Below are 12,413 nucleotides of genomic sequence, written 5' to 3' on the forward strand. Positions count from 1 at the left end.
TGCCCCCGGCTATCATATCAACCATATCCATACTGGCTCACTTTTACGCCGCCCTATGGCCTAATTTTGCTCCGCCCTTGACATACTTGAGATAGCTAAACGTTCCGAGTGTAATCTCGGCTTCCATGCGCTTCAAAAGTTGCTGAGCTGCTCTTTGGTTCGCCGGCGTATCTTGTGCGCCGGTGTATTCTTTGTATCGAATTCCCTGGTAGCGGAAGTCAATATATAGTCGTCCATTCCGAGATCCGATTGCGGCCATGTTAAACCGCCAGACTCGAGAAGCTGGTGGGTAGGCTGTGCTGCTCGCGCATATCTCTTTCAATAGTTTCCCAGAGATAGAGAATTTTGCGCCCGCCGAACGGCCGAATGTAATGAACCCCCTCCAGAAGGACGCTATCTTTAAGGCGTTCACGGATGGTGCGGACATCGTATTTGATTCTACTAGCCAACTCTTCGGTTGTTAAGTATGTTGGGCTCATCTTTTGTTACTCCCACGCGGCCAATGATGTGTGTACGCATCATTTATATCGCTGCAATGATGTATGTCAACAAAAAAAGATGTTCATACACATCATTTGATGAATGTAAGTTGGTGATGATTCGTTTTCGCTTGAGAGAGGTAATGGCTGACAAGGGCTTCAATGAAGGTCGTAAGGTCACATTTGATGAGGTGTCGCGGGAGACCGGCATTCATCGGACGACGTTGACCAAAGTCGCGAACCAGAAGGGCTATAACGCTTCGACGGAGATCATTGACAAGCTATGCAATTACTTTCGGGTGCCGGTTGAAAAGCTGGTTGAGCATATTCCTGACCGTACCGACTAACTTGTATAGAGATCCGGAAACGTAGGAACGCCAGCTCTACAAATTTCACTGGTCCCATCATGGTCCCTTTGGTGGTCCCACAAAGAATAAGGGCCTAGGAAATGCTTCCTAAGCCCTTGGAATTATTGGTGGCGGTTGCAGTCACCCTCGAACCGGTCTCTTCCCTGTTCCTGGCTCAAATACCCTGATAATGGCTAATTTACAGGGTAATGAACCGGTTTTGGGCCCTTTGGGTACTCCACTTTCCCTTATAAACCCCGCCATATCAGTGAGTTAAGAGTCAAATTCCCGTTGGTAAGAACAGGGAACGCCCCTTCCCTGTTCCTTCTCAGAACAGGAAATTTTCGGGCCATAACAGCGAATTATGCCAAGTGGAACAGCTGTACGGAATTTTGTCCGATTTTTCACTGAATCCGTACCTCTTTTCGCTTCTTGGAGAGACTAACCCACTGTAATCGCCATATTATTTTTCGCATTTCCTATGCTTTCGATTATAGAAACCGCCCAACCTTCAAGCGGGATGGCCGTATTTTTAGTGGGATGAAAATGCCGTTTAACGGGATGAATGTGGGATGAAAAACGGGTTTAGCGGGATGAGAATGCCGTTTGGTGGGACGGATGTGGGATAGATCTGCGTTGAAGCGGGATGAACATCGTCATTAGTGGGACGACCATGGGACAGATCGCCCTTTTGGTGGGATGAGCTTTCGCTTTCCGGAACGACCGTTAAGCCCTGGCGGCCAGGATGGGTCCGCTCAAAGGCTGATGGCAAGTGATGGCCACCGTTGTCTTTGCCGCGCCTCTACCTGCATGCTCTGATGCAGGACAACAGGGAATTTGGCTTCCCTGACACAGGAACGAACAAGGACCCTAAATAAAGGGTACAGAAACCGTCGGACGAAAAGTACCTTCGGCGACCGCGCCCCGGTTCAGATGACATAAACTTCCTTGATCAACGCCCCGATCCCCAATATCATATGACCAGTCTGACTAGTATGGAGCAAGACATGAAACAGTGGCCTCTTCAGGACGCCAAGGCAAAGTTCAGTGAAGTTGTAAAGCTCACCAAGGAAGGCCCCCAGGAAATCACCTTAAGGGGTAAATCTGCAGCCGTCCTTATGTCACGAGCGGATTACGAGAAAATGGTCGGGCGAAAACCGGACCTGGCAAGCTTTCTCAGGAAATCGCCTTTGGCAGGTCTCGATATCGACATCGAACGGGATCAATCGCCCACGCGCGATGTTGATCTGTGAGCTACCTCATTGACACTTGCGCCATATCGGAACTGGTACGGCCAAGACCGAACCCCAAAGTCCGGGCATGGTTCAGGACGGCTCCTCAGGAAGGGCTTTACCTGAGCGTCCTGACCCTTGGCGAAATCCGCAAAGGCGTTGCAGGACTTACCGAAGGCAACCGATACGCCAGGATCGTGGACTGGCTGGAGCATGATCTGCCGACCTGGTTTGGAAGCCATATTCTCTCCGTTGACACCAAAGTAGCCGACGAGTGGGGACGTCTTATGGCCAAGGCGGGACGTTCCCTTCCTGCCATTGACAGCCTGATTGCCGCAACGGCCATCCATCACCGTCTCACCCTTGTGACGCGAAACACCAAGGACTTCGCGTTTGCCGAACTCGATATTATCAATCCTTGGGAATAACTTCCCACTTGCAGAGAGGATATGGCCCAGGGCCAATCCTTCAAAGGCTCTGAAGCATTCGGAGATGTAGTCGTCGGCCTGGCCTGACGATCATGTTTCGAAGGTATAAAGCCAGATCCCCTCGAGATCGGTACGGGCGCGCAGATAAAGCCGGTATCCATCCGGCCTAGTCGGCATATTTGTCCCGCATCTCGTTCAGGAATGCACCGGCATCAAACGATTGGGGCGTGCCCGATGCTTCCCCTTCGGCAAGAGCAGCCTGCAGCGCTTCGACCCGGGCCTCATGTTCTTCAAGAAGCCTGAGACCGGCCCGCACGACATCGCTGGCGGAACCATAACGGCCCGTTCTAACCTTGGACTCGATAAACCCGGCAAAATGATCACCGAGAGAGACGGATGTGTTTCTGGGCATGGATAGCCTCCAAAACGTCAACAAAGCCTCTTATAGCAAATATTGGTACTTAAGATCAGGCCCTATAAATGGATTACAGAACCTTTCAGACAGATGTCGCCACGCGGTAGGTCCTTATCAAATCATCCACCACGGACGGATCCGCTAAGGTGGATGTATCCCCGAGACTATCGGTGTCATTCTCTGCAATCTTTCTCAGGATACGGCGCATGATCTTGCCGGAGCGGGTTTTTGGCAAGCCAGGGGCAAAGAGAATAACATCAGGTGACGCAATTGGCCCGATTTCCTTGCGCACCCATTTGACCAAATCGGATCGCAATTGATCGGTGGGTTCCACCCCGGCCTTGCAGGTGACATAGGCGAATATGCCCTGTCCTTTGATATCGTGCGGATAGCCTACCACGGCGGCCTCGCTGACATCTTCATGAGCCACGAGAGCGGACTCCACCTCGGCCGTCCCCATACGGTGGCCTGATACGTTGATGACATCATCAACACGGCCCGTAATCCAGTAATAACCGTCTTCATCGCGGCGGCAGCCGTCCCCTGTGAAATAAAGGCCTTTATAAGAGCTGAAATAGGTTTGAATGAACCGCTCATGGTCACCATAGACGGTCCGCATTTGGCCTGGCCAGCTGTCCATAAGGACCAGATTCCCCTCTGTCGCACCATCAAGAATATTACCGTCTGCATCAACCAGCGCGGGCTTTACTCCAAAAAAGGGCCGGGTCGCCGACCCAGGTTTCAGTGGCGTTGCGCCCGGCAAAGGCGATATGAGGACGCCGCCCGTCTCGGTCTGCCACCAAGTATCAACAATCGGGCAACGCCCTTCCCCAACGACAGTGTAATACCAGTTCCATGCCTCGGGATTAATGGGTTCACCAACAGACCCCAACAACCTGAGGGAAGATCGATCCGTCGCTTTCACAAAATCCTCGCCTTCGCGCATAAGGGCGCGAATGGCGGTGGGGGCAGTGTAGAAGATATTGACTTTGAAATTATCTATGACATTCCAGAACCGCGAGGCATCCGGATAGTTTGGCACCCCCTCAAAAACCAAGCTGGTGGCCCCATTGGACAGAGGTCCATATACGATATAACTATGCCCGGTAATCCAGCCGACATCGGCTGAACACCAGTAGACCTCACCCGGCTTGTAATCGAAGATATATTTGAAGGTCATGGTTACCCAGACCAGATACCCGCCCGTAGTGTGTAACACGCCTTTGGGTTTGCCGGTCGATCCGCTGGTATAAAGGATAAAAAGCGGGTCTTCCGCCTTCATCGGCTCCGGGTCACAATGATCACTGACATCTTGTGACACATCGTGGTACCAGACATCCCTGCCCTTGGTCATGGCGATATCCGCGCCGGTTCGCCTAACCACCAGAACGGTATCCACTGACCGACCGGTAGATGCGGCCAACTCCACGATAGCGGCATCTACATTGGCCTTCAAAGGCACTTTGCGACCGCCCCTTAATCCCTCATCAGCGGTAATAATGAAACTTGACTGGCAATCGTCCAGCCGACTGGCAACAGCATCCGGAGAAAAGCCGCCAAAGACGATCGAATGCACCGCCCCGATCCGGGCGCAAGCCAACATCGCATAAGTAGTTTCAAGGATCATCGGCATGTACATGGTGACCCGATCGCCTTTTTTCACACCCAGCGACTTGAGGACATTGGCAAAGCGATTCACCTCCCGGGCCAATTCGCCATATGTCACCTTCGCGCTTTCAGCCGGATTATCGCCTTCCCAGATCAAGGCGATTTCATTGGCGCGGGATGGCAAATGGCGGTCTATGCAATTGTAGGAGACATTCAGTTCGCCGTCTTCGAACCATTTGATCGATACTTCTCCGCTGAACGAAGTGTTCTTGATAATCTGGGGGTCGCGGAACCAGTCAACACAGTTTTTTTGCTCACTCCAGAAAGCGATGGGGTCGTTGATGGATTGTTTGTATAGGTCCCTGTACTGCCCCTCTGTACAAAAGGTGTTTGCGGCAACAGATTCGGGCACCTTATAAACGGCGATCTCAGACATTGTAATTTCTCCCCACGTATTCCATCCCGATTCGAGCCAGAGTCAAGGCGGCTGGGCAGCGCTGTCAAATTCGGGAGGTCCCTCGCTTGCCGCGCTTAAGTACGACCCTTGTCCAGGATCTAGAAACCGGGAAAGGAAACTCTATTTTGCGATTGAAGGCACATCCATCAGCGTGTAGCTAAAATGATCTGCGGTAATCTTCCATTTTCCATCCCTGTGCACCCAGACATAGAGGGACTTAGCCGGAATGGTATCAGCGTTCGAATCGGCCGGGTGAAAGGTGAACTGGGCAAACTGGTAGACAACTGTTTCGCTGGCTACCCGGGTGAATACAGATTCTGCTGTGATGCCAGGATAGGACGCAATCAAATCGACCATCAACGGAACTAATTCATCATACCCGGACCAGGTTGTCGGACTGTCTGACGCTGTAATGACAGCGTCTGGAGTCAAGTATTCATGTACAAAAGTTTCGGCATCATGGTCTTTTGACCAGACCGTATGGAAGGCGGTATCAAACCGGCCTTCTATGGTTTTAATGATCGCAACTTCATCAATTTCAGCTTCAACCGAAGCTGCGTGATCATCACTGTTGTTGTCAGCTTGCGAACAGCCTGAGACGATGAGAAAAGCTGAAAAAACAACAAATTTTCTCAAGAACTTATTGATCAATGAACGGCTTCCCTATCTATCAGGTACGTGTATGCAAACCGGGACGGTTTATACTCTTATGACCGACGGGCAGTTTTGCCCGTCAGTCAAAACCTCATTGAATCCGATCAGAAAAAGCCGAGCCGGTTCTTGTCGTAGCTGATCAGGACATTCTTGGTGCGGCGATAGGCATCCAGAACACACTTGTGTGTCTCGCGACCGATACCGGATTTCTTGAACCCGCCGAAGGAAGCATGAGCCGGATACAGATGGTAACAATTCACCCAAACTCTGCCTGCTTCAATCTGCCGGGACACATTGTGCACCTGATGCATATCCCGGGACCAGACACCAGAGCCAAGGCCGTATTCGGTGTCATTGGCGATAGCAATGGCTTCTGCCTCATCCTTAAAGGTCACAACGCCGACCACCGGGCCAAAAATCTCTTCCTGGAAAACCCGCATAGAGTTGCTGCCTTTCAAAATGGTTGGCTCAATATAATAGCCACCTTCAAGGCCATCGACCTCTCGTGCAGCGCCCCCGGTCAGCACCTCGGCACCCTCATCACGGCCAATGTTGATGTATGACAGGATCTTGTCATACTGCTCGTTGGATGCTTGGGCTCCAATCATCGTCTCTGGATCCAGCGGATTACCCACCTTAATGGCTTTAACGCGCTCGATGGCGCGCGCCATGAATTTTTCATAGATACTTTCCTGGATCAGCGCACGAGACGGACAGGTACAGACTTCACCCTGATTAAGGGCAAACATAACGAAGCCTTCAATCGCTTTGTCGAAAAGCTCGTCATCTTCGGAGGCTATACTTTCAAAATAGATGTTCGGCGACTTCCCACCCAATTCCAGCGTGACCGGAATCAGATTTGGAGCCGCCGCTTCATAAATAGCTTTACCAACCGACGTGGAGCCAGTGAATGCTACCTTGGCAACACGGGTAGAACTGGCGAGCGGCGCGCCAGCTTCCTCACCAAAACCATTGACGATATTGACAACGCCGGGGGGTAACAAGTCGCCAATCACCTCCATTAACACCAGGATTGATGTCGGGGTCTGTTCGGCTGGCTTCATAACCACACAGTTACCTGCCGCAAGTGCTGGCGCCAGTTTCCATGTCGCCATCAGGATCGGAAAATTCCACGGAATAATCTGACCAACTACACCAAGCGGTTCTTTGATCTCCATGGAGACAGTATCACCACCGAGATCCGCAATATCATCGGATTCGCCACGGATGATGCCCGCAAAATAACGGAAATGATCAATCGCCAGCGGCAGATCAGCGGCCTTACATTCCCGGACTGCTTTGCCGTTATCCCAGGTTTCAACCATAGCCAGAGAATCGAGATTCTGTTCAATGCGGTCAGCAATCTTCAGAAGGATGGTGCTGCGCTCTGTTACCGAGGTTTTGGCCCAGCCATCCTTTGCAGCATGCGCGGCGTCAAGAGCAAGATCGATATCTCGAGCGTCGGAGCGTGCAACTTTGGTAAAGGCCTTGCCGTCCACCGGCGACGTATTGGGAAAATACTGTCCGCCAACCGGCGCAACAAATTTGCCACCAATATAATTGTCATATTTTTCTTTAAACTTGGGTACATCAAAAGGCATCTTGCCCTCCATTCGATAAAATCAATGATCCTCGATCGTCTTGAAATCTCTAAACATCCGCCATGAGCACAGATTTCAGGCGTACTGTCTTCTCCAATCCGCCCATGCCTCCCCCGACTATCGGCTCCGGCGCTAGCCTATGCGCTGGCGTGGTCCACTCCCGCGAGAAACCCTAATGCGCCGGCGTCACGATAACAGCGTCGGTGAAATAGCCACGGATTGCATCATCAGAGCAATCCGTTTTCACTATACTTGGCCTCTAGTCATCCAGCAGCCCGGCGCCGTTCAGCCCTTGAGCTGATCACGCACTTTATCAGCGGCAACCAGTCCCTGTTCGATGGCGCCGTCAATAAAGCCACGCCAACTATTGGCCCAATCACCACTTGCAAAGTGTATACGGCCATGGGACGACTGCATGTCTTCCAATATACCATAGGCCTGACCCGGGCGAGGCGAGAACCAGACACCTTGCGAATAGGGGTCATCATTCCAGCCATAGCCAAATGCCTGAATTACTTTCGCATCCGGCAAAAAAGTCTCAATGGCTTTCTGAACGGCTTCGGTATCGTTCATATCAAGGGTATCAGTGCCTGGGCCAAAACAGATCAGATGAGTATGGCCATTCTTGGCGCTGTCCCACAGCACATAGTTGATTGGCACGTCGCCACCAGGAGCCCAACCACCAAAGGCCTCGTATTCACCTTCAAGCTGGACATGCAATTTGGTGCCAGATCCGGCATGAGTATCCTCGGAAGCTTTCAGCTTGCCGGCCGGAAGCGCAGGTGAGAATTCAACATCCCGCAAAACGTTTTGAGGCATCGCGCAGACGACAGCGTCGGCAGTGAATTTCTTATCCGTATCGGTCAGAACCTCAACACCGTTTTTCGTCTGAGTCACTTTGCGAACCGGGGTCGACAAGTGGATATCAGCATTAGCGTCGCCGATGATCTTCTCCAGAAGCGCTTTCGTGCCACCCTTGATTTTGAACCGAAGTCCCAGATCATTAATACAAGTGCCGCTGTATCCTGCGTGGGCATACCAGCGCAGAATGTAGGCATAGGACACTTGATCCATTGCATTGGCGCCACAGGTCGAATGGTAGCAATCTATATAAATCTTCTCGATTTCGGATAGATCTGCCGTGTCCAGTTTTTCCTGCATAGTTATATTGTCGGTTTCAATCCACTTCAGGTCCTGGAAAGGCATGGAAGGAAACGGCATCATCTCATAGGCGTCAGGATAATATTTCCGCCAGACTTTGTCGTGATCCTCTGCAGTTGGCCAGATGTCCGACCATTTTGCCTCGTGCCGCTTACCATCATAGTCAATGTAGATCACATTCTCAGCTACAGCGCCGACAGTCTCATCCAATTCCATCCCGTAGCGTCGGATCTCGGACCACACATGGGGCTGCGACCAGTGTACCCAAGTCCCCCCCATATCGACCATTTCACCAGCAAACTTGGATGTAAATGTCCGGCCTCCAAGACGGTTCCTGGCTTCCAGAAGGGTAACCTTGTAGCCGCTCCGGCTTAGCTCCCTCGACGCGGTGCAACCGGCAAACCCGCCACCAATAACAATCACATGACCTTTACTCTTGCCCTTGTATTCCCCTGCCTCTGCAGTACTGGCCGCCAGCGCCCCCGCTGAGGCAACCAGAACAGAGGCTCCAGCACCCGCTGCCAGAAATCCGCGCCGTGATGGCGCTGTCGGTCCGGCGTATGGCCGCCTTACTTCTTTTTTCTCATTGTCGCTCATATCCATTCTCCCAACATCAAAATTCGCCATGCCAAAAGCACGACAGGATGCAGCCTTACTCGCTGATATTCTTGAGGTAACAAATCACGTCAGCGCGCTCCTGCTCCTTACGAAGCCCACCAAATCCCATGCTGGTACCACGGGCATATGCCTGTGGCTTGAGCAGAAACTTATCCAGTTCCTCTTCTGTCCACTCGCCTTCAACTTTGCTGAGGGCGCGCGAGAACCGGAAGCCTTCATAGCTTGCAATGGTGCGGCCATAGACGCCCTTCAGGCTTGGGCCCACCTTATTCTCGTCGGTATCAAGGGCATGACAGGCTACACATTTTTTCGCGGCCTGCTCCCCCGCTACCACGTCACAGCTTTCGCCCGCATATGCGCCACCGGCCATAGCCAGACCAAGCCATACCCCTGCACCTGCATTTATAATCTTTGCCAGTTTCATCACCCTCTCCCTCAGCGGATGTTCCATATAACGTATTTGCGCAAAGGCCCGTTTTGCCGCCAAATGCAGGTGGTGCCTTTTTCTATGAAAACACTGTCCCCTGCCCCATAGAAGGCCTTGCTGCCATCCTCATTTTCGATTTCCACATTACCCGATATGATGGTCAGAAATTCGTCCACTGGATAATCGGGAAGTTTGGTCTCAATAGAGCAACGGTTTTCCCAAACCAAAACCATGAATTTCTCATCAGGCGCCGTGTAGAGCATTTTCAGATGCTCATCGATTGCACCCGAAATAAGCCAATCTGGTTTCAAGGCCTGGCTAGGCGTAAAATCAGCTTCTGTCAGTTTGCTCGGGTCAATGGCTATAAGCACATTCTGTCTCCTCTCTTATGAAGGACTGAGCTGAAGAAGCGAGGAAACCGCCAAGGGTACAAGAATAATCTGCTGATCGGATTATTCGACTGAACTTTCGGAACCCACCGCCAGTCAACATCAAGCCCGCCTCTCCCTCGTCTATTTTTAGAGTCAAATTCGCTTCAAAAACGTCTTTGCGGATCGATTCTTTCTTTTATCCGTCATGTGACGGTATACGCTAGTTACATCACCAACTCTTGTCAACAGAATATCCTGTCTGCTAGATAAGCATTCGTGGCTGGGCGAAATTTCAGTGCCCTTGTCCACGGATAAAGAAGCATGAATGTGCGGCCTTCACCGCACAGATTGCTCGGGAAAAAGCTATAAAACGGCACGTGTGACACATACCATATAGAACGCTAAATAAGATTTTTCCGCCGGGCGGCTATCAGGAAACTCCGAAGGAAGGGATATTTTGTCTGATCAGGAAACAGTTATTGATGAGTGGCAAGAATCCGAGTCTCCATTCCATTCGTCTCAAAAAGAGGTCAGACACACTTGGACCAAGCGGGAGAGAGAACTTCTCGATTCCGCCCGCCAGGTCTTTATTGATGAGGGGTACGGCTCCTTTTCGATGCGCAGGGTCGCCAAGAGAGCTGGTGTTCACCTGAAAACGCTTCAGCACTATTTCAACAGCAAGAGCGAGCTGATAACCGCGGCGATGAATTTCACGCTTGATGAGCACTATCTGGCAATGTACGAGGAAATTGATGGTGGCATCACTAACCTGAGCCCCGAAAAGGCGTTGTCCTGGGTATTGAAGTTTCTGATCGACGATTGTACCACCATGGAAACAGGGCTTTTCTTCGTTGAAATATGGGCACTGGCAGCGCGCGACCCTGATGCCTGTATGGCGCTGGACAGCTTTTACGTCCGCCATCGCCACCAGATTGCGAACCTGATCTCCCACGCCAATCCAGCCTTGTCAGAGTCTACTGTCCAGCTCCGCGCCGCGGTCGTCGCTGAACATATCGAAGGCCTGGTGATGTTCATTGGTCACAACAAACCCAAACACCCGGAGATGGCTGGGATAAAGGACGAGATCCATGACCAGCTCATGCGCTATGCTCTGTCGCCCGAATAGATCGAAAATCTGAGCCAAGCCCCCTACCATATTCCCGCTGGATGAAAGCACAAAAAAAAGACACCGCCGAAGCGGTGTCAGTGAATATGCCATTTCCGTGGATGCTCCAGTCACTGTCCCGGTGGACAGATGACCAGATAAAATGGCAAACCTTCAGTCTTCTCCTTACTGTCCCGGTATCCAGCTTGTACCGGCCAATGGCACCCGCGCCATAGCGGCGCTTTCAATAGTCAGCGCAACCATGTCTTCCGGCTCCAGATTATGAACGTGAGACTTACCGCAGGCCCTAGCCAGTATCTGCGTCTCCATGGTCAAAACACGCAGATAATTGGCCAGCCTGTGTCCGGCAGCTTTCGGATCCAGGCGTTTCATCAATTCAGGGTCCTGTGTTGAAATGCCGGCAGGATCCTTGCCGTCCTGATAGTCATCATAAAAACCGGCGCTGGAGCCGATTTTTTCGTACTCAGCCTGCCACTGCGGATGGTTACAGCCAAGCGCGATCAACGCCGCAGTGCCGATAGAAACCGCATCCGCGCCGAGCGCCAGACATTTGGCCACATCAGCGCCAGACCGAATACCACCAGAAACAATCAGCTGCACTTTTCTGTGCATGTCGATCTCCTGCAAGGCTTCAACCGCCTGCGGCAGTGCCGCCAGTGTCGGTATGCCGACATGTTCAATAAACACGTCTTGGGTCGCTGCCGTGCCTCCCTGCATGCCATCCAGCACCACCACATCTGCACCAGATTTTACTGCGAGCATGGTATCGTAGTAGGTGCGGGTCGCACCGACCTTGATATAGATCGGCACCTTCCAGTCGGTGATTTCCCTGAGTTCCAGAATCTTGAGGGTCAGGTCGTCAGAACCCGTCCAGTCAGGATGTCGGCAAGCGCTGCGCTGGTCGATACCTTTAGGCAGATTGCGCATTTGCGCCACGCGATCGGTAATCTTTTGGCCCAACAGCATGCCGCCGCCGCCGGGTTTTGCACCTTGTCCAAGGACGATTTCAATGGCGTCTGCTTTCCTCAGGTCATCCGGATTCATACCGTACCGGGATGGCAAGTATTGATAGACCAGCTTTTTGGAATGGCCCCGCTCCTCAGGCGTCATACCGCCATCGCCCGTCGTGGTGCTGGTGCCGACTTCGGTGGCGCCACGGCCAAGCGCTTCCTTGGCGTTGGCTGAAAGTGACCCAAAACTCATGCCCGCAATCGTAATCGGGATATCAAGCTCGATCGGGTTTTTCGCGTAACGTGTGCCGAGTATTACATTGGTGTCGCAGCGCTCACGGTAGCCTTCCAATGGATACCGCGACGCACTGGCGCCAAGAAACAGAAGATCATCAAAATGCGGCACAGGGCGCTTGGCGCCAAATCCCCGAATATCATAGATACCGGTCTCTGCCGCATGTTGAATATCATGGATGACATCGCGGTTAAAAAGGGCGGATTCCCGCAATCCAGGCCTCTGAGTGGTCATGTTGCCCTCT

The 12,413-nt window shown here is 52.0% G+C and carries 14 protein-coding genes; 4 read left to right on the plus strand and 10 right to left on the minus strand.

The window, feature by feature from the left end; all coding sequences use genetic code 11:
* Nucleotides 1-43 precede the first annotated feature (43 nt).
* Both ACFO5Q_RS15055 and ACFO5Q_RS15060 read right to left on the minus strand, forming a co-directional pair.
* Nucleotides 44-259 carry an Arm DNA-binding domain-containing protein gene (locus tag ACFO5Q_RS15055; RefSeq protein ID WP_068144124.1) on the minus strand — a complete coding sequence of 72 codons (216 nt, stop codon included), beginning with the start codon at nt 257-259 and terminating at the stop codon, nt 44-46.
* 1 nt (nt 260) lies between these two features.
* The gene (locus tag ACFO5Q_RS15060) at nt 261-479 is read right to left on the minus strand and encodes a hypothetical protein (protein ID WP_020400099.1); all 219 of its coding nucleotides are present in this window, start codon (nt 477-479) and stop codon (nt 261-263) included.
* Nucleotides 480-595: 116 nt separating this feature from the next.
* Here ACFO5Q_RS15060 and ACFO5Q_RS15065 point away from each other — a divergent pair, with 116 nt between their 5' ends.
* The 3 genes from ACFO5Q_RS15065 (at nt 596) to ACFO5Q_RS15075 (ending at nt 2,486) form a co-directional block, all read left to right on the plus strand.
* Complete coding sequence (locus tag ACFO5Q_RS15065) at nt 596-826, plus strand: helix-turn-helix domain-containing protein (protein WP_068144236.1); 231 nt, start codon at nt 596-598, stop codon at nt 824-826.
* A gap of 1,007 nt (nt 827-1,833) precedes the next feature.
* The gene (locus ACFO5Q_RS15070; protein WP_068144126.1) at nt 1,834-2,079 is read left to right on the plus strand and encodes a type II toxin-antitoxin system Phd/YefM family antitoxin; all 246 of its coding nucleotides are present in this window, start codon (nt 1,834-1,836) and stop codon (nt 2,077-2,079) included.
* Nucleotides 2,076-2,486 carry a type II toxin-antitoxin system VapC family toxin gene (locus ACFO5Q_RS15075; protein ID WP_068144127.1) on the plus strand — a complete coding sequence of 137 codons (411 nt, stop codon included), beginning with the start codon at nt 2,076-2,078 and terminating at the stop codon, nt 2,484-2,486. The genes ACFO5Q_RS15070 and ACFO5Q_RS15075 overlap by 4 nt, the downstream gene beginning before the upstream one ends.
* Nucleotides 2,487-2,652: 166 nt before the next feature.
* Here ACFO5Q_RS15075 and ACFO5Q_RS15080 read toward each other — a convergent pair whose 3' ends face one another.
* The 7 genes from ACFO5Q_RS15080 to ACFO5Q_RS15110 all read right to left on the minus strand — a co-directional run bounded on the left by ACFO5Q_RS15080 (nt 2,653) and on the right by ACFO5Q_RS15110 (nt 9,798).
* Nucleotides 2,653-2,898 (minus strand): type II toxin-antitoxin system ParD family antitoxin, encoded by a 246-nt coding sequence (locus tag ACFO5Q_RS15080; protein ID WP_068144130.1) that lies wholly within the window; start codon nt 2,896-2,898, stop codon nt 2,653-2,655.
* Nucleotides 2,899-2,983: 85 nt separating this feature from the next.
* Nucleotides 2,984-4,945 (minus strand): acetate--CoA ligase, encoded by a 1,962-nt coding sequence (gene acs / locus ACFO5Q_RS15085; protein WP_068144131.1) that lies wholly within the window; start codon nt 4,943-4,945, stop codon nt 2,984-2,986.
* 141 nt (nt 4,946-5,086) lie between these two features.
* Complete coding sequence (locus ACFO5Q_RS15090; protein ID WP_068144133.1) at nt 5,087-5,617, minus strand: YybH family protein; 531 nt, start codon at nt 5,615-5,617, stop codon at nt 5,087-5,089.
* A 107-nt stretch (nt 5,618-5,724) separates the two neighbouring features.
* The gene (locus ACFO5Q_RS15095; RefSeq protein ID WP_380084402.1) at nt 5,725-7,221 is read right to left on the minus strand and encodes an aldehyde dehydrogenase family protein; all 1,497 of its coding nucleotides are present in this window, start codon (nt 7,219-7,221) and stop codon (nt 5,725-5,727) included.
* Nucleotides 7,222-7,506: 285 nt separating this feature from the next.
* On the minus strand, nt 7,507-8,979 hold the full coding sequence (locus ACFO5Q_RS15100; protein ID WP_068144136.1) for an NAD(P)/FAD-dependent oxidoreductase: 1,473 nt from the start codon (nt 8,977-8,979) through the stop codon (nt 7,507-7,509).
* A gap of 55 nt (nt 8,980-9,034) precedes the next feature.
* Nucleotides 9,035-9,424 carry a c-type cytochrome gene (locus ACFO5Q_RS15105; RefSeq protein ID WP_068144138.1) on the minus strand — a complete coding sequence of 130 codons (390 nt, stop codon included), beginning with the start codon at nt 9,422-9,424 and terminating at the stop codon, nt 9,035-9,037.
* 11 nt (nt 9,425-9,435) lie between these two features.
* Complete coding sequence (locus ACFO5Q_RS15110) at nt 9,436-9,798, minus strand: cupin domain-containing protein (protein WP_068144143.1); 363 nt, start codon at nt 9,796-9,798, stop codon at nt 9,436-9,438.
* Nucleotides 9,799-10,255: 457 nt separating this feature from the next.
* Here ACFO5Q_RS15110 and ACFO5Q_RS15115 point away from each other — a divergent pair, with 457 nt between their 5' ends.
* Nucleotides 10,256-10,924 carry a TetR/AcrR family transcriptional regulator gene (locus ACFO5Q_RS15115; protein ID WP_197420939.1) on the plus strand — a complete coding sequence of 223 codons (669 nt, stop codon included), beginning with the start codon at nt 10,256-10,258 and terminating at the stop codon, nt 10,922-10,924.
* Nucleotides 10,925-11,089: 165 nt separating this feature from the next.
* On the opposite strand, the gene ACFO5Q_RS15120 is transcribed toward ACFO5Q_RS15115, so the two are convergent.
* Nucleotides 11,090-12,403, minus strand: coding sequence for an FMN-binding glutamate synthase family protein (locus ACFO5Q_RS15120; RefSeq protein WP_068144152.1), 1,314 nt, complete (start codon nt 12,401-12,403; stop codon nt 11,090-11,092).
* Nucleotides 12,404-12,413: the final 10 nt, after the last annotated feature.

This window comes from Kordiimonas lipolytica, from assembly GCF_042651265.1.
Lineage (GTDB): Bacteria > Pseudomonadota > Alphaproteobacteria > Sphingomonadales > Kordiimonadaceae > Kordiimonas > Kordiimonas lipolytica.

Coding starts and splice junctions, on each gene's coding strand:
- ACFO5Q_RS15080 (WP_068144130.1), bottom strand. CDS start 2,898: ATGCCCAGAAACACATCCGTCTCTCTCGGTGATCATTTTGCCGGGTTT.
- ACFO5Q_RS15095 (WP_380084402.1), bottom strand. CDS start 7,221: ATGCCTTTTGATGTACCCAAGTTTAAAGAAAAATATGACAATTATATT.
- ACFO5Q_RS15105 (WP_068144138.1), bottom strand. CDS start 9,424: ATGAAACTGGCAAAGATTATAAATGCAGGTGCAGGGGTATGGCTTGGT.
- ACFO5Q_RS15070 (WP_068144126.1), top strand. CDS start 1,834: ATGAAACAGTGGCCTCTTCAGGACGCCAAGGCAAAGTTCAGTGAAGTT.
- ACFO5Q_RS15120 (WP_068144152.1), bottom strand. CDS start 12,403: ATGACCACTCAGAGGCCTGGATTGCGGGAATCCGCCCTTTTTAACCGC.
- acs (WP_068144131.1), bottom strand. CDS start 4,945: ATGTCTGAGATCGCCGTTTATAAGGTGCCCGAATCTGTTGCCGCAAAC.
- ACFO5Q_RS15060 (WP_020400099.1), bottom strand. CDS start 479: ATGAGCCCAACATACTTAACAACCGAAGAGTTGGCTAGTAGAATCAAA.
- ACFO5Q_RS15055 (WP_068144124.1), bottom strand. CDS start 259: ATGGCCGCAATCGGATCTCGGAATGGACGACTATATATTGACTTCCGC.
- ACFO5Q_RS15100 (WP_068144136.1), bottom strand. CDS start 8,979: ATGAGCGACAATGAGAAAAAAGAAGTAAGGCGGCCATACGCCGGACCG.
- ACFO5Q_RS15065 (WP_068144236.1), top strand. CDS start 596: ATGATTCGTTTTCGCTTGAGAGAGGTAATGGCTGACAAGGGCTTCAAT.